Origin of the sequence: Gallicola sp. Sow4_E12, from assembly GCF_052116305.1 — a bacterium.
Taxonomy (GTDB): domain Bacteria; phylum Bacillota; class Clostridia; order Tissierellales; family Peptoniphilaceae; genus JBQKLI01.
In genome coordinates this window covers 1-17,601 of the sequence record NZ_JBQKLI010000005.1, presented here as the reverse complement: position 1 = coordinate 17,601, position 17,601 = coordinate 1, and the positions used below count along the sequence as shown (strand labels likewise).

Here is a 17,601-nt window from a genome sequence, read left to right as displayed (position 1 = left end):
TTATACCTCTCTTTCCAACTCCACCCACTTTACAGGCTGTATGATTTTTTCCAACTCTTCAAGGCTTAATTCTACGACACTATCCTCGCTGCCGCCGGCAGGATAAACATTCTCAAAACGTTTCAAAGAATGATCCATATAAATTTCCACATCTTCATTCACGTTAAAAGGACAGACTCCTCCCATAGGATAGCCGATTTTTTCAATGAGATCTTCTCTTTTGATCATCTTGGCTTTCTTGCCGAATTCTTCTTTATATTTTTTATTGTCAATACGGATATCTCCCGCAGCCACAATAAGGATACATCGTTCATCGATCTCAAAATCCATGGATTTTGCTATTTCAGAAGGGAGGCAGCCGACTTGTTCCGCTGCCTTTTCCACTGTTTCTGTCCCTTCTTCAAAAACTCTGATTCGATCTCCCAGATGATGCTGCTTTAAAAATCTCCTTGCTTTTTCAACACTCATATTTTTAATTCCTTCTCTATATCCTCTTTCCTTTCTAAGGGTTTTTGGCAGGATCCTTCTTGGCAGATGAGCAAAGCCGGCGCTTCTTGAACTTCCAGATCAAAAAGCTCCCTTAGAATCCCCTCATTCGTTAAACTGATCAAGGTGTCGAAAGGACGGTATTCCTGTCTGAACACTTCCGTATACTCCAAGGCTTCTTCACTTGAAACTGTATAGAGCTGATAGGCCTTATGCCCCATATTGGCTGTAAGATAAGCCGCCATAAAATAGCAGTGGGCTCCTGGTGTTTTTTTTAAATTCGAAGAAAAGACTTTAAACTGTCTTTCCATAATCTCACGATATCTTACCACTCCTGTTAAGCGGGAAATCTTAGCGAGCACCATCACCGCCATAGAAATACCGGAAGGCATAGCTCCGTCATAGGTTTCTCTCGGTCTCATAATCAAGTCTGTTTTATCCTTCGAGGTCATATAAAAACCACCGTCTTCTCCGCCGATAAAATCTTCGATCATTTTTTCCGTTAACATTCTGCTATGGAAAAGCCATTTATCTTCTAATGTGGCGTCATAAAGATTCAACAATCCATGAATTAAGAACGCATAGTCCTCTAAGGTTCCTGAATCCCCCAGTTTCCCTTCTCTGCTGCTGTTATATAGAACGGCCTCCCGGATGTGGTAATTTAAGATAAAGTCTGCTGCTTTTCTTGCGGACTGAAGATAGGATTCTTCTTTAAAGACTTTCCCGCCTAGAGAAAGAGCACTGATCATAAGACCGTTCCAGGATGTCAGGATTTTATCGTCCTTAAATGGAGGAACTCTGTCCTTTCTGTATTCGTACAGACGATCGAGAAGAGGTTCTGCTTTTTCTAAATCCTCTCGTTTCAGAGAATCTTTATGGATCAGATTTAAATGATTTTTCCCTTCAAAGTTTCCTCTTTTGGTGATACCATAAAAATCGATAAACCACTCCGCCTCTTCTCCCAAGGCTTCTTCAATTTCAGAAGGAGAAAATACATAAAACTTCCCCTCCTCCCCTTCGCTGTCTGCGTCCTGTGCGCTGTAAAAGGCTCCGTGAGGCGAGGTCATCTCTCTTTCGATATAATGGAAGAGTTCTTCTGAAACGTTCTTAAATCGGTCTTTTTTCGTTATAGCATAGGCTTCGATATAGCTTTCGGCGATAAGAGCATTATCATAGAGCATTTTTTCAAAATGAGGGATCTCCCATCTTTCATCTACACTATAGCGGGCAAATCCTCCTCCCGCATGATCCATGAGACCGCCTTTCGCCATACCTTCCAGCTGGCCTTTAACCATTTCTAGGGCTTCCATCTCTCCTGCCGCTTTATAATATCTCAGCAGAAACAGCATCTGATGCGGGGAAGGGAACTTCGGTTTTTCCGAAAATCCTCCGTATTTTTCGTCATAATTCGATTTTAAAGTTTCATAAGTTTCACGAATGATTTCTCCGGATAGAGCTTCTTCTCCTCGAGGTTTAAAGGCAGAAGCAACAGCTACCCTTGCCTTTTCGCTGTGCATAAAAAGTTCTGCCGGGTTTTCCTCCCAGATTTTTGCCACTTGATTTAAAAGGTCTACAAAGGCAGGCTGGCCGTATATGGATTTCTTCGGAAAATAAGTTCCGGCATAAAAAGGAACCTTCTTCGGTGTTAAAAAGAGATTCAAAGGCCACCCGCCGGAGCCGGTCATCGCTTGGCAAAAGGCCATATAGATGGTATCCAGATCCGGTCGTTCTTCCCGATCTACTTTTATAGCGACAAAATCCTTGTTTAATACTTCCGCCGTCTTTTCATCTTCGAAAGATTCTCTTTCCATTATATGACACCAGTGGCATGTAGAATAGCCGATGGATAGAAAGATGATTTTATTTTCTTTTTCTGCCTTTTCAAAGGCTTCCTCTCCCCATGGATACCAGTCTACTGGATTATCCTTATGCTGAAGCAGATAGGGAGAAGTTTCATTTGCCAAACGATTTGTCATATCCGTCTCCTTATAAGTCGTCTTCGATAACAGAACTTTTCGAGTAAGCGGAAGGCTTTCCTTCGAAAAAGTCTGTCTTAATTCCGTTGGGATCGCTGTATTCCCGTACCCATTCCATAGAATCCGGTTCTTTTTCATGTCCTGGATAGAGAACTGAAAAACCAAGTCCTGTAGAACGGAGATTTCCCAGATATTTAATATAGTTTTCGATCATATTCATAGAAAGTCCGGAGATACGGTCCCCATAGACATAGTCCGCCCATTTGATTTCTTCTTCGACTCCATGGGCGATCATATCTTCGTAGATCTTGATCTTATCTTCTGTAAAAAGCTCCGGCTGTTCTTTTTTCAGTTCTAGAATAATCGAACGGAACAGCCAAAGATGAGTGTTTTCATCCCGATTGATATAGCGGATTTCCTGAACCGTTCCAGGCATTTTTCCCACTCGTCCTAAACTGTAGAAAAACATAAAACCGGAATAGAAATAGATCCCTTCCAAAATATAGTTTGCAATCATGGTCTTCATTAAAGAAAGGACATCTTTCTTCTCTAGAAATTCATTATACAAATCTCCGATAAACTTGTTTCTAGCCAGAAGTCTTTCGTCGTCCTTCCACTGATAGAGGATATCTGTTCTTTCTTCCGGCGAAGCGATCGTATCTAGTATATATCCATAAGACTGGGAATGAATCGCCTCTTGATACGCCTGTATCGTCAAGCAAAGATTCACCTCGTTTGCTGTAACAAAATCACCCACATTGGGAAGGTTCGCAGTCTGGATGCTGTCTAGAAAGATCAGGAAAGAAAGAGTCTTGTCGTAAGCTCTTCTTTCCTCTTCTTTTAAATTCCTGTAATCCTTGATATCCTGGCTGAGATTGATCTCTTCCGGGATCCAGAAATTATTCATAGCCTGTCTGTACCAGTCGCTGGTCCAGCTGTATTTTATATTATTAAAATCGTTGAGATTTGTCGTGTTTCCATTGATCATTCTTCTTTTCGAAAGTTCAATATCTCCGTTTTCGTTAAACAAACCCCTCTGTTGTAATTTTTCCATATTTCCTCCTAAGACGAACAAGAATCGCATTCTGCTACTTCTAAAGATTTGCTTCTTACATAGTAGACGGTTTTAACGCCGGCTTCCCATGCTCGGATATAAATATTTAGAAGAGTTCTCATGGTATATTCTGTGGTGATATAGATATTGATCGATTGGCTTTGATCCATGTGGCGCTGTCTGATTCCTGCAATTTCTGCAACAACTCCCTGATCGATATCATGGGCGTTTTCATAGAGCCAGAAGGTTTCTGGAGAGAGTCCCGGAGCCACCCTTGGAAGGATGGATCCTTTCTTTTCTTCCAAGAAATATCGGCTCATTACTGGATCTACCGCTGCAGTTGTTCCTGCAATAATCGATGTGGAACCTGTCGGTGCGATGGCCATAAGGTAGGCATTTCGAAGACCCTTTTCGGAAACTTCTTTTTTGAGTTCCTGCCACTTGTCCGAATCATATCCTCTTAAGTCGAAATATTCTCCCGTCTGCCAGTCAGAACCTTCAAAATAAGAATAGCTTCCTTTTTCTTTCGCAATATTCATGCTTGCTTTTATCGTATAGTAATTGATTTTTTCATACACCTTGTCTGCAAACTCTCTATGGGCTTCTTCATCGCTCCAGCGGATGCCTTCTTTGACTAAAGCATGATGATAGCCGCTGGTTCCAAGGCCGATGGAACGGTATTTTTGATTCGTCACTTCCCCGTAGGCAACCGGGTACTGATTCAAGTCGATTACATTATCAAGCCCTCTTACAGCTGTTTCGATAATTCTTTCTACTTCCTTGTCGTCTTTTAAGTCAATTCGGTCAAGAACTAAAGAGGCAAGATTGCAGACTACGAAATCCCCAGCCTTTGTCGTATTTACAATAATAGTATCCCCATTATCATCTTTTATTTCTGTAGAAATCGTCTCGATCTCCTTCATATTTTGAAGAATCTCTGTACAAAGATTCGAAGAGTAGATCATACCCTTGTGCTTATTCGGATTTAAACGGTTTACGATATCCCTGTTAAAGGTAAAAGGTGTGCCTGTTTCTACCCAAGACTTGATGATAATCCTTACAAGATCCTTCATTTTAATTACACGTTTTGAAACTTCAGGATCTTCTACACAGTCCCAGTATCTTTCTTCCCATTCTTTTCCATAGGAGTCTTCAAGACAATAGCCTTTTTTCACCATGATTTCATGGGGATCAAAAAGATACCAGCTGCCGTTGATATTTTCCTTTGCCATCTTCCAGAAAAGATCCGGATAACAGATCGCAGGAAACACATCATGGGCTTTCATCCGGTCGTCTCCGTTATTTGTACGAAGCTGCAGAAACTCCGGCAGATCTCTATGCCATGCATCTAGATAGATTGCTACAGAGCCTTGGCGGACCCCCAGCTGGTCTACAGCTACCGCAGTATCGTTGGCAATCTTGATCCAGCGGATCACTCCTCCTGCTACTCCTTTAAAACCTCGAATATCGGAACCTGTCGCTCGAACTTTACCAAAATAAAGACCCATGCCTCCGCCGTGTTTCGAGACTTGGGCGAAATTATCGATAGAACGGTATATCCCGTCTAAAGAGTCCGGTACTGTATCGATAAAGCAGGAACTTAGCTGATGGAAGGGCTTTCTGGCATTGCTCATCGTAGGAGTCGCTACCGTTACCTGAAGCTTGCTGTAGATATCGTACAGTCTCTTTGCCCAGTGAACCTTATCTTTCTCCGGCAAAGCAAGATGCATCGCAATGCCCATAAACATCTCTTGAGGACGTTCGATAACCTCTCCTTCATGGGTAGAAATCAAATATCGTTTCGAAATTAAGTCCATCCCGCTGTAGTTTAAAAGATGATCTCTGTGAGGCTTCATATAATCTTCCAGCTCGTCGATCTCTTCATCGCTATAGCTTTCTGGAATAAAGCTTCCATAGAGACCTTCCTTCTCCATATAACGGATTCTGTCTTTAAAACTGTCGCAGCCTTTTCCATCCCAGAACCCTTCGATTTCCCGTCTTACAGAAAGATTCAAAAAACGTCCCGCCACATATTCCCAGTCCGGCGCCTCTTTCGCTGTCAACTCCGACGCCGCCTTCGTCAAGGCTTTTAAATATTCTTCTTCCTTCATATCTTCTTTTGCAAAGGATGTAAATTTATAGTACAGCTGCTCGATGGAATATCTTGTGCGGTCGAAGTCTGCCTGCACCTTTCGGATTTCATCTATAATCTGCGGATCCTTAATATAATCGCCGAACTCTTCAATGACCTTTCTGTCCATGCTGTGTTTCGCCCGATAAAGGATATAGCTTTTTACAACTTGATAATAATTATGGTCGATTAAAGTCAATTCCACTAAATCCTGGATCTCTTCTACAGAAGGAATCTGCTCTTTTGGATATCGTTCTTGTATTGTCTTTTCGATATCTAAAACCATTCTATCCAATTCCTCAGAATCTATAGGATTGTTCACAGAACGAAAGGCCTTGGCCATTGCTAGGCGGATTTTCTTCTTGTCAAACTCCGCTGTCGTTCCATCTCTTTTAATAATTTTCATAAAAACCTCGCTCATCTATCTTTCTATTATTGTAAACTAACCTTACTTAAATATAGTACCCCTTCTAAGGCTTCGTGAAAACCCATTTATTTTATTTAAATAATTATAGTATAATGATAATATTGCTGATTTTCGTAAAGAAAATCCTTGTTTTTTCATATTTAAAAAAAGAATCATAAGGAGATATTATGTTTGGAATTATTTTAAATACAGTAGCCGTTCTACTAGGAGGCTTCTTCGGAATTTCCCTTAGAAAAGTCATATCCTCAAAAGTTATGGACGCCGTCTTTCTTATCGTCGCCGTAACCATCGCCATTATCGGAATACAAGGAGCTGTCAAAGGAGAAGATATGGCCTACGTGTTAATCTGTACAGCACTCGGAGGACTGATCGGCGAATCCATCGATATCGATAAACGCATCGAAAACACCACCGCTTTTATCAAGTCCAAAATGAAAGACGCAGACAACGAATTTTTTACAAGAGCCATCGAAATTTTTCTGATCCAATGCACCGGCTCTCTGGCGATCCTCGGCCCCTTAAACGCAGGTCTTCAGGGAAATATGGATATTCTGTTTTTCAAGTCCACCTTGGACTTCACAAGCTCCATTATCTTTGCCTCTATGTATGGAAAAAGCATCTATCTGTCAGGAATCCTGCTTTTCCTCTATCAAGGAGGAATTTTTGCCCTCTCCACCTGGCTTAAACCTCTGTTGACAGAACAAGTCATCAGCCAGCTCTCCGTAGTCGGCTCTGTCTTGATCTTCGCCATGGCATTAGACATGCTTGGTATCAAAAAAATAAAAGTAGTGAACTACCTGCCAGCCCTCTTGATCCCGGTAGTTTGGTATGGAGTGCAGCTGCTGTTTTAAGAAAAGAAAAGTGAATAAAATATTGTAGGAAAGCGGAAAACATCGATTTCCTCTTACAGTTAATCCTCTTAATCCATATCCCCATCACAAACGAAATACGTCCCATGTTTCTTCCATATCTCTGAAGCCCTAGTCCAAATCAGGTATTTTGATTTGGCAACAGGTCTCATGCCACTCGTTTCCCAATCACGATCTCTTCCGTGATTGGCTAGAAACGATCGGCCACTCTTCCACTCTTTCACTCTCTCACTCTTTTTTTATCCTCCTCCACTCTCTCATTCTGTTCTTATCCTCTACTTTCACATTCCATCCTAGAGGATAATCCCTAAAAACTAGATGGTTGTGTATACTTTTGCAACTTGATTTCCCCGTCTCTAAAGATTAGAATAAATGTGAATATAAACCTATTTTACCGTTAAGGAGGCATTATGTACTATACAGGAATCGATATTGGTTCGACAGCCACGAAAGTGGTTGTTTTTGACGAGAAAAAAGAAAATATTTTACATAAATTAATGATTCCATCTGGATGGAACAGCAGGGAAACTTCGGAAAAGGTTCTGGAATGGCTAGGATCAGAAGGAGTGACCCCAGAAAATTCTGTAATTATCTCCACCGGCTATGGAAGAATATCTGTTCCTTATGCAGACAAGCAGATTACAGAAATCACCTGCCATGGTAAAGGAGCCCTGTTTCTTCATCCAGAAGATGCAACGGTCATCGACATCGGAGGACAGGATACAAAGATTATCTATCTTCAAGACGGGATGGTAACGGATTTTATAATGAATGATAAATGCTCCGCCGGCACCGGCAAGTTTTTAGAAATCATGGCGAATCGGCTGGGTGTCACTATCGGTGAAATCTTCGAGCTGGCTGCAAAAGGAAACCCCATTACCATCAGTTCCATGTGCACCGTCTTTGCCGAATCGGAAGTCATTTCTCTCATGGGAAAGGGCTCTCCAAAAGAAGATATCGCCAACGGTGTAATTCTCTCGATCGTACAAAAAGTCAGTTCCCAAGAGAAAAAATCATCCGACAATAATACAGAATACTTTTTAACAGGAGGTTTTTGCGATACCCCCTATATGATGGAAGAGCTTGGAAAAGCCTTAGGAGGCAATGTCACCTCCCATCCTGACGGTCGTTTCGCAGGAGCTATCGGCGCAGCACTTCTAGGAAGGAAGAAAAAATCATGATACCTAATTTTAGGGAAGAAGCTTATGTAACAGCTATCCACAAAAAAATGTCCGGAGAAATTATCGGCGGAACCTTTGGAAGAATCCCTCTTCCTATCCTCTATGGCTTTGGAATTACACCGGTTTCCCTTTACGGCATCCATAAGGATCTTATAGAGGAAAGCCCAAGCACAGGCTACTGCGATGCACTGCGTTCCACAGAAGGCTATGCTTTAACAGACCGCTGTCCTTTTATCCACTCTTCGTCTTTTTTTATTTCCGATGATCTCTGCCCAAAAAGAGTCGAACTTTTAAACTCCCTTCCTTTAAATAAGCTAGTCTATATCTATTCTATAAAGGATAAAAATCTGGAGGAAGCTGTAGAAGAGCAGGAAAAATTAATCCGATTTTTAGAGACGTTTACAAAGAAAACAATCGATCATTCCCTTGTGGAAAAATCTTTTGAGCTGCTTTTGGAAATCGACAGCCTTCTTCTAGAATTAAAAAACAGCTCTCTTACAGGGAAAGAATACAGCAAGATCTGCTACGAAACACAGTATATCTTTGATTTAGAAGTAAGAAAAAATTTTATCGAATCTCTCCCTGTACAAGGAAATAACACAAATAAAACGTCTGTATATTCAGCACCTCTCGGCGGAATTATAGAGGATTTTCCATTAGAAGAAGATGAGTTTTTAGACGACAGTCTCTCCTGTACACCCTGTACACCAACGGTCTTCGAGAGAGAAGCTTCTTTAACAGAAGATATTGCCAGATACTACCGGCCTGTAGATCATTTTATCGTTCACGGCTTTAGGGATTGTCCTTATGCCGATCAGAATACTATTACATACTAGGAGGAAATTATGACAGACAACAAACAAATGTGGACCGAACTTGGAATGGATGTAGAAACCCATGATTTATTATGCGAGGCACTGCCTCAAGCTTATGGAGACGTGTATCTTTCTCAGGAAAACCGTCCGGAAGGAATGGACTATTTTAATATGATCGTAGCGGATATTCACGGTCTTCGTCCTGCGGAACTTATAGAAGCACAAAAGGAAGGAAAAAAAGTAGTTGGATCTTTTTGTATTCACGTACCCGATGAATTAGTCCTTGCTGCAGGAGCCATCCCCACAGGACTCTGCTCTGGTTCCCAGTTCTGGGTACCGGAAGGGGAAAAGCATCTTCCTACAACAACCTGCCCTTTAATCAAAGCTTCTATCGGAGCCCGTTTTGGAAGAACCTGTCCTTATTCTAGAATTGCCGACCTTTTCGTCTGCGAAAACACCTGCGATGGAAAGAAAAAAGCATGGGAAATCTTAGCAGAAGACGCTCCTGTTTACGTTATGGACATTCCCCAAATGAAAAGAGAAAGAGATTTTCTTCACTGGAAAGACGAGCTTTACGGATATAAAGAAAAACTGGAAGAGATTACAGGCAATAAGATCACAGAAGAATCTTTAAAAGAAGCGATTCATACTGTGAACGAAAAGAGAAAAGCTCTCCAAAGACTTTATAATTTTAGAAAAGAGCCGAATGTTCCTATCAGCGGACTGGATACCCTTCTAATTACACAGATCGCTTTCTTTGACGATCCGAAACGCTTCGCTGCTATGGTAAACAAGCTTTGCGACGAACTAGATCAGAAAAAATCAGAAGGATTCTCTGTTTATGAAAAAGATGCTGTAAGATTGATGCTTTCCGGAACGCCTCTTTCTATTCCAAACTGGAAGCTTCATCATATTATCGAATCTTCAGGAGCTGCTGTAATCATAGAAGAAATGTGTACAGGATCCAGATATTTTGAAAACCTCGTAGACGAATCTGGAGAAACGATAGATGAAATGCTTGAAAATCTTACTCAGCGTTATCTAGGCGGAATCAACTGCGCCTGCTTTACACCAAACGACGCCCGTATCGATGATATTATCCGTCTTTCTGAAGAATATCATGCAGACGGCGTTATCGATGTAAACTTGAAATTCTGCGGAATTTACGATATGGAAGGTGTTAAAGTCGAAAAAACATTAAAAGAAAAAGATATTCCGATTTTAGGAATCGAAACGGATTATACGGACCAAGATGCTGAACAGCTGAAAACAAGGATCGGAGCCTTTGTGGAACTGTTGGAGAATCGTTAATGGACTCCCTCCACTATATTTTATTCAACAATGTGAAAGAAGCCACATCCGCTTACGAATACTTAAAGGAAAAGGGCTTTCGTTTAACCTTAGCTCCGACTCCTAGAAAAGCTTCAAAATGCTGCGGCGTCTGTGTACTCTCAAAAAATAGTGAAGAGTTTAAACAAATAAAAGGACTTCTTGAAAAAGATAATATTCCCCACAGCTCTATCTACGAAACGGAAAACGACTTTGATCCAACACGCAATAAGTTTTGTTGAAAAAAAGCTTTTAAAAACAGAGTGAGGAGTCTTAAAAAACAGAGTGTGAGAGTGAAAGAGTGGTAGAGTGGAGATGTGGTGGAAAAATGATAAAGAATCATTTTTCTTCATAAGATAAAGACCAGTTTATCTCTGCGAGATTTTACTACAAGTCTATAGACTTCTTAAGATTAAATATACCCTAAAAAGGAAAGTGCAGGAGCTGCACTTTCCTTTTTTTTATGAAAAATAATATTGTACTTGCGAAATACTTTTTATTTATACTAGAGGTGTTTTGTTTTAAAAAGGTTTTTCTCTTTGCTGCAAAATCTTATTGGGCTTTCTTGTTTTTTACATTCTTTTCTTTTTTATTTAACATTCTATAAATAGATCTAGATTAAATCTCTTTCTTACGTTATAATCTAATCGAATAATTAACATATTTTTTACATTAATTTTATAATTGTAGGAGGTTTTATGAATATCTTTATGCTCCTTTCTTTGATCGGGGGACTTGCCTTGTTCCTATACGGTATGGATACCATGAGTGTAGGTTTGGCTAAGCTTACTGGAGGGAAACTGCAGAAAATCCTGCAGAGTCTGACTTCCAACAAATGGAAAGCCTGTGCATTAGGCGCTGTGGTTACAGCTATTATCCAGTCTTCATCTGCTACGACAGTAATGGTTGTAGGTATGGTAAACTCGGGAATTTTAAAACTTTCCCAAGTTGTAGGAATCATCTTCGGGGCAAATATCGGGACAACTGCCACTTCGTGGATCCTTAGTTTGTCTGGATTAAGAGGGGAATCTTTTTTTGTTCAGCTCTTTAAGCCTACCACCTTCTCCCCTATCTTGGGAATCGTCGGTGTTATTCTGATTATGGCTGGAAACAAGCCTTTTAAAAAGGATATCGGCCGAATTATGATCGGCTTTGCGATCTTGATGTTTGGAATGAATGCCATGAGCGATGCAGTAGAACCTTTGGGTGAAATCCCGGAATTCGCTCAGATTATGACACTTTTCAGCAACCCTATTCTAGGAGTCCTTATGGGTGCCGTTGTTACAGCCGTTATCCAGTCATCCTCCGCTTCTGTAGGGATTTTGCAGGCGCTTTCTATGACAGGAAGCCTGTCTTATGCAAGCACCGTCCCGATTATCTTAGGACAAAACATCGGAACCTGCGCTACCTCTTTAATTTCTTCTCTCGGAACCAATAAGAATGCAAAGGCTGCCGCCTTTATTCACTTATATTTTAATATTATCGGAACTGTACTCTTTCTAGCAGCCTACTTAATCGCTTTGGCTTTTTTAGATATGCAGTTTTTAGGCTCCGTGACTACCCCTGTAGGGATCGCTGTCATACATAGTATCTTCAATGTCGTCTCTACTGTTATCCTTATGCCTTTTGCTGAGAAAATAACAGATCTGGCTACTTTTACGGTATACGGCAAAGAGCCGATTCCAGAGATGGAAGATTCTACGTTAAACAAACTAGATCCTCTATTCCTTTCCAATCCTTCTTTCGCAGTACAACAGGCGAGACAGGTTGCCAATGAAATGGGCAAGAAATGCTATAACGCTTTGGTTATGTCCTATGACTTAATCCAAAATTACAACCCGGGAGTTCACGAAGAAATCATTCGGATCGAACAAAAAGTCGATAATTACGAAGACCATCTAGGCAGCTATCTTGTAAAATTAAGCGCCTTGGAATTATCCGAAAGCGATAATAGAATTATAACTATTATTATGAACTCCATCAGCGATTTGGAAAGAATCAGCGATCACGTAGCAACTATTTCCGACAACTGCAAAGACAAACATGACAACCACGGTATCTTCTCTTCTGCAGCTCTTGCAGAAATGAAAGTCTATCAAGAAGCTTTAACAGATATTATGAACAAGACTGTAACAGCTTTCGAAACTATGGATTTGAATCTCGCCTCTGAAATAGAACCTTTAGAAGAAGTCATCGACAAAATCAACAGCAAGGTCAAGAAAAAGCATGTTAAACGGCTTCAAAAGGGAATCTGTTCTATCGACATGGGCTTGATCTTAATGAATATCGCTACTTCCTATGAACGAATTTCCGATCACTGTTCCAATATCGGAGCCAGCATGATCGAAATTATGGAAGATGATTACGAGACTCACCAGTATCTAACCGATATTCGAGAAGACGAGCACTACAAGAACCTTGTCAAAGAATACAGAAAAAAATATCAGCTCCCTGCTAAAAAAGCAGTCTAACAAAAAACCTCCAGGAAAATTCTCGGAGGTTTTTTGTTAAATAATATTGTAACAGATGCTGATGAGGAAAATACCGGATGTAGAAAACAGAAATAAACAAAAGCTATCCATAACTTCACTCTATCACTCTACATTTTTTCTCTCTTTATTTCATCCTAAATCTTATGTTTTTCCTTATACATAGGTTTTCCATAAATCTTCAAAATCTTTAAATCGTTGTACTTCTGTAATACTGTATAAAGCATGAAGCAGTTTTATGTGAATTGCATGGTAGCCGGGAATGAGTCTCGGTGCTACATCGAAATTCATATATCCTAAATCATAATTTGTAAATCCTCCTACATCATAGAGATGAATCACATACTGCAGGGATTCTACCCCTTCATTGAATCCCCACTCCGCTTGGTTTTCCCCTACAATATCAGGATAGGCCTGTGTTAAGCTTGCCCAGTCGAATAGCCCTAGCAATGTATAAATATAGCCGTTTAATGTATAGCTGTTTGGCGTAGAGACATATTCTTCGAAGAAGATTCTGTCTTTTAAAGACGGATCTAAATCTCTTAGCGTTGTACGGACCCCTCCTTTTTCTTTCTCAAGCATTAGATGCTTTAAAGCACGGTTTCCCCCTTCGATATACTTTGGATCTTTTGTTAACTCGTAGGCTCTTGTAAAACAGCTTAGAGCGTGTCCCTGAGCCATACTGCTTGTCCATCCTTTAGGATAGACTTCTTTTGTGTTTCCGTTGTACCATTCGAATTCATAGCGGAGAGCTCCGTCTTTATCCATATAGCTTAATAGTTTATCTGCTGCTTTTAAAAACTCTTTTTCATCCCTTTCCCCATAATAAAACTCTGCATAAGAACACAGTGCAAACTGGCCGATCGTTACCGGATTATAATAGTATTTTCCATTATATTTCACCATAGGAATCCCGTTTTTATCCATTTGTACTGTGTCCGGGGATGTTTTATAGCTTCTTGTACTTCTAAAGTCGATGTACGGCTCCAATGGACGGTAATTTTTCATTCCGTCGCTATAGCGTCTTCCCTGCTTGTGGTAGAGTTCCACCGCTTCTTGTACCTCTTTTTGATATTCTCCAGGAAGCACGGTACTCGTCAAAAGCGAGTATTCTATTTCAGGTTCTTGAATATTTTCAAGCTGCCACTGAACTTTTGATGAAACCGCCGCCTCTCCTCCTGCAATAATAATACGAGAGTGTTTCTTTTCTCTTAAAAACTTTAAAACCTCTGCAGAAAGACCCTTTTTTGGTGTTAGTAGAATCGGCGCATTGTATTCTTTCGATAATGCTCCCGATGACAAAGCATCCGGGAAATTTTCTCCAGAAGCGATAATTACCGTGTCAAAATCCCCAAATTTTTTTGCAATCTCAACTGAAGTATCATAGCGGTTTGCACCAGATACTCTCTCAAAAGAGCCTATATTCGAATCTTTGATTCGGGCATTCCCACCGAAAACATAGCCTGTTCCTTGATTTCTTAAGGATTCTCCTTCGCTAAATAATAATAATGGCATTTTCTCTTTTGTTAATAAGGGCACTGCTGATAAAGCATCCGGGAAATGTCCGCCGGAAGCGTATCCTTTTTCTTCAACATCAAGATTCTCGCTAATTTTTTTCGCTGTTTCATAACGGTTCTTTCCCTCTACTCTTTGGGCTGACTGAATGACTCGGCTTCTAAGCTGTCCTACCGCTGCCGTTCCTCCGACAATTACCGCACTTTTGGCTCCTAATCGTTCCAGCTCCCCATCCATTTGAGATAGATCTCCGTTTTTAGGAGACAATAAAATCGGCATATTTTCTTCATTCGCATAAACACCGGCAGAAAGAGCATCCGGAAAGTCTTCCCCTGAAGCTACTAGTATTTTTTCCGCCTCACTATAGACCCTGCGGCTGATAAGAGCAGAAGTCTCATACCGATTCTTTCCCGCAATCCTTTCTACTGTAATACCCTCCTCAGCAAAAGATTTTTTTAGAAAAATCCCCTGCCCCAAAGGTGCTGTTAAACTCATAATAAGGATTGCTGCTGTAATTTTCTTTTTCATTTCTTCTCCTATTCTTCAATGTATTCTATCCAACGTTCTTCGTATTCTTTTAACCTTGGAACCTGTGTAATGGAATATAAATTATGTAAAAGTTCAATATGGATCGCATGATATCCAGGAATCAAACGAGGTTCTACGTCAAAATTCATATAACCCAGGTCGTAATTTGTAAATCCTCCCACATCATATAGATGAATAATATAACAAAGAGACTCTATCCCATCGCTAAAAACTTTTCCCGCACTGTTTTCTCCTACAAGATCCGGATAAGTCTCTGTTAATATTTTCCAGTCGTAGATGCCTAACAAGGTAAACATATAGCCGTTTAAGGTATAGCTGCTGGGATTTGAAACATATTCTTCGAAAAAGATTTTATCTGATAATCGTTCGTCGAGATCTCCTAAGGATGTCATCGCTCCGCCCTGCAGTTTATCCAAGATCAAGAAACTGTAAGCTTTCTTTCCTGCTTCGATATATTTCGGATCTTTTGTGAGATAATAGGCTCTGGAAAAACAGCTTAAGGCATGACCTTGTGCCATTGCACTGATCCATCCTTTTTCATAAACTTCGCCTGTATTGCCATTGTGCCAAGGAAAAGAATATCGGAAGGCGCCATCTTCGCTCATCATATCGATAAGCTTGTCCGTTGCTTTGATAAAGGGTTCTGAACTGCTCTGACCTCTCCTATATTCTCCGAATGTTGATAAGGCATATTGAGCCACTGTTACAGCGTTATAATGAAATTCGTCTTGCTGGCGTACCTTCGGTATCCCCTCTTCGTCCAGCTGGAGTTTCTCAGATTCTCTATATCCTCTTGCTGTTACAAAACCTGAGTATATCCCTTTCGGATCATAATCTACACTGCCGTCTCGATGATCTCTGCCTTGTTCATGATAAGTCTTTACAGCTTCTTTTACTTCCTTTGCATATCGTCCGTTTTGAATGGGACTGGTGAGCAGGGTAAAGCGCACCGCCGGATTTTCGATTTCCTTTAACTGTTTCTCCACTTTTGTGGATACTGCATTTTCTCCGCCGACAATAATAAAATGTTTAATCTTTTTATCCATCAAGTATTCTAATACAGGCAGCGGCAGCCCTTCTTCTGTCGTTAAAAGAATCGGCGCCTTGTATCGTTTCGATAACGGCATCGCAGATAGGGCATCTGGAAAACTCTCCCCCGACACAACAATCAACGATTTAAAATCTCCATACGCTTCAGCCGCTTTAATCGCGGTTGTATATCGGTCTTCTCCGCTGATTCTCTTATAGCTCTTTATATTTTCCTCTTTTATTTTTTCCGTACCGCCAAAGACAAGCCCTTCTCCCCCGAGCTTTGAATCTTTGTGATACAAAAGAAGAGGCGTATCTTCTTTCGATGCAATAGGACCTGCTGAAAGGGCATCTGGAAAATCCTCTCCTGAAGCATAGGCCATTTTGACCCCAGGCATTTTCGCTGCCACTTCTAACGCCGTTTCATAGCGGTTTTTACCAAAGATCACTTCGCTTTCTTGTATATAGGGACTGCCGAAATCCGATACCGCCTTATCTCCTCCGATAACAGCTGTATACTCCGGTTTGATCCGGCTTAATTCTTCCTGCACCTTTTCCGGAATCCCCTCTTTTTCCGTCAAAAGAAGCCTCCCGCCGATATGATTCGCATATACACCTGCCGAAAGAGCATCTGGGAAATTCTCTCCTGAGGCTAAAACAACCTTATTGCCTTTATATTCTAAAAAATGTCCTACATTCACAGCCGTCTCATAACGGTCTTCCCCGGCAATCCGCTCCACTGTAAGTTCCGCAGGAATTTCTACCGGTTTTACCGCCTCCATCAAGTCTGGATTTTGAGGACTTAATAGTGAAGTCAGGATCATTGCAGTTATTAATAATTCCATAAAAATACTATCCTTTCTTCTTTTCCTCCATTTTATCGCTTTGACTTACTATTTTATCATAAACGAATGGTTGTGATAACCTTTTCTACATAATAAGTACTCTTTTATTTTGTATACTTTTATTAACTATAAAAGGATCTAGGAAAATAAGTTTGGAGAGAGGATAAAGTCCGTATAATGGTGTAAAAAGAAACTTCAAATAAAAATGAGCCAAAATGCTCGTCCTCGGTTAAAATATAAGTACCACACAAATACCTAACTGAGGAGATGAACAAAATGGCTCAATTAAATATTACACTGGATACTGAACTTTTGCACGGACTTTTTACAAAAGAAACAAAGGATGAAGCATTTTCTAAACTACTTGAAGAAATATTTAATCAGGTTCTGATAGCTCAATCTACTGAGCAGCTTGGTGCAGAGCCATATGAACGATCTGATGACCGCAGAGCCTATCGTAACGGCTTCAGGGACAGAGAACTTACCACAAGGGTTGGAACTCTTACACTTCGTGTTCCAAGGCATAGAAATGGCAATTTCAGCACCACCATGTTTGAAAGGTACCAGCGCAGTGAGCAAGCTCTTGTCCTCTCCATGATCGAGATGGTCATCAACGGTGTCTCGACAAGAAAAATTGAGAACATAACCGAAGAGCTCTGTGGCAAGTCATTTTCAAAATCCATGGTCTCAGACTTATGCAAAAAGCTTGATCCTGTTGTTGAGGCCTTCAGAAACAGACCACTAACAAGCGAATATCCGTTTCTAATGGTTGATGCCATCTACATCAAAGCCAGGGACAACCACCGGGTAAGGAGCAAAAGCCTCTTGATAGCAATAGGCGTCAATGAGGAAGGATACCGTGAAATCATAGGTTTTCATCTGTCAGAAAGCGAGTCAGAAACAAGC

The 17,601-nt window shown here is 40.7% G+C and carries 13 protein-coding genes; 7 read left to right on the top strand and 6 right to left on the bottom strand.

The window, feature by feature from the left end:
- From ACTQ46_RS03740 to ACTQ46_RS03725, 4 genes are read right to left on the bottom strand one after another with little or no spacing between them, the layout of a single operon-like run.
- A complete protein-coding gene (locus ACTQ46_RS03740) occupies nucleotides 1-468 on the bottom strand; it encodes a YbaK/EbsC family protein (protein WP_441747547.1) in 468 nt (155 codons plus the stop codon).
- Entirely contained in the window at nucleotides 465-2,462 is a 1,998-nt protein-coding gene (locus ACTQ46_RS03735; RefSeq protein WP_441747546.1) for a thioredoxin domain-containing protein, read from the bottom strand. The genes ACTQ46_RS03740 and ACTQ46_RS03735 overlap by 4 nt, the downstream gene beginning before the upstream one ends.
- A gap of 10 nt (nucleotides 2,463-2,472) precedes the next feature.
- Complete coding sequence (locus tag ACTQ46_RS03730) at nucleotides 2,473-3,516, bottom strand: ribonucleotide-diphosphate reductase subunit beta (RefSeq protein ID WP_441747545.1); 1,044 nt, start codon at nucleotides 3,514-3,516, stop codon at nucleotides 2,473-2,475.
- A gap of 8 nt (nucleotides 3,517-3,524) precedes the next feature.
- On the bottom strand, nucleotides 3,525-6,053 hold the full coding sequence (locus ACTQ46_RS03725; protein WP_441747544.1) for a ribonucleoside-diphosphate reductase subunit alpha: 2,529 nt from the start codon (nucleotides 6,051-6,053) through the stop codon (nucleotides 3,525-3,527).
- A 188-nt stretch (nucleotides 6,054-6,241) separates the two neighbouring features.
- Here ACTQ46_RS03725 and ACTQ46_RS03720 point away from each other — a divergent pair, with 188 nt between their 5' ends.
- The 6 genes from ACTQ46_RS03720 (at nucleotide 6,242) to ACTQ46_RS03695 (ending at nucleotide 12,739) form a co-directional block, all read left to right on the top strand.
- The gene (locus ACTQ46_RS03720) at nucleotides 6,242-6,925 is read left to right on the top strand and encodes a DUF554 domain-containing protein (RefSeq protein ID WP_441747543.1); all 684 of its coding nucleotides are present in this window, start codon (nucleotides 6,242-6,244) and stop codon (nucleotides 6,923-6,925) included.
- 428 nt (nucleotides 6,926-7,353) lie between these two features.
- Nucleotides 7,354-8,124 (top strand): acyl-CoA dehydratase activase, encoded by a 771-nt coding sequence (locus tag ACTQ46_RS03715; protein ID WP_441747542.1) that lies wholly within the window; start codon nucleotides 7,354-7,356, stop codon nucleotides 8,122-8,124.
- On the top strand, nucleotides 8,121-8,960 hold the full coding sequence (locus tag ACTQ46_RS03710) for a 2-hydroxyacyl-CoA dehydratase (RefSeq protein WP_441747541.1): 840 nt from the start codon (nucleotides 8,121-8,123) through the stop codon (nucleotides 8,958-8,960). Before ACTQ46_RS03715 ends, ACTQ46_RS03710 begins: the two co-directional genes overlap by 4 nt.
- Nucleotides 8,961-8,969: 9 nt before the next feature.
- Complete coding sequence (locus ACTQ46_RS03705; protein WP_441747540.1) at nucleotides 8,970-10,250, top strand: double-cubane-cluster-containing anaerobic reductase; 1,281 nt, start codon at nucleotides 8,970-8,972, stop codon at nucleotides 10,248-10,250.
- Nucleotides 10,250-10,510 carry a DUF3343 domain-containing protein gene (locus tag ACTQ46_RS03700; RefSeq protein WP_441747539.1) on the top strand — a complete coding sequence of 87 codons (261 nt, stop codon included), beginning with the start codon at nucleotides 10,250-10,252 and terminating at the stop codon, nucleotides 10,508-10,510. The genes ACTQ46_RS03705 and ACTQ46_RS03700 overlap by 1 nt, the downstream gene beginning before the upstream one ends.
- Before the next feature lie 456 nt (nucleotides 10,511-10,966).
- Complete coding sequence (locus ACTQ46_RS03695; protein ID WP_441747538.1) at nucleotides 10,967-12,739, top strand: Na/Pi cotransporter family protein; 1,773 nt, start codon at nucleotides 10,967-10,969, stop codon at nucleotides 12,737-12,739.
- Nucleotides 12,740-12,913: 174 nt separating this feature from the next.
- On the opposite strand, the gene ACTQ46_RS03690 is transcribed toward ACTQ46_RS03695, so the two are convergent.
- Both ACTQ46_RS03690 and ACTQ46_RS03685 read right to left on the bottom strand, forming a co-directional pair.
- On the bottom strand, nucleotides 12,914-14,800 hold the full coding sequence (locus ACTQ46_RS03690; protein WP_441747537.1) for a cell wall-binding repeat-containing protein: 1,887 nt from the start codon (nucleotides 14,798-14,800) through the stop codon (nucleotides 12,914-12,916).
- Between the two features lie 8 nt (nucleotides 14,801-14,808).
- Nucleotides 14,809-16,695, bottom strand: a complete 1,887-nt coding sequence (locus tag ACTQ46_RS03685; RefSeq protein ID WP_441747536.1) for a cell wall-binding repeat-containing protein — start codon at nucleotides 16,693-16,695, stop codon at nucleotides 14,809-14,811.
- Nucleotides 16,696-16,971: 276 nt separating this feature from the next.
- Between ACTQ46_RS03685 and ACTQ46_RS03680 the strand changes: the two genes are divergently transcribed.
- The coding region (locus tag ACTQ46_RS03680) for an IS256 family transposase (RefSeq protein ID WP_441747535.1) at nucleotides 16,972-17,601 on the top strand (630 nt) is incomplete at its 3' end.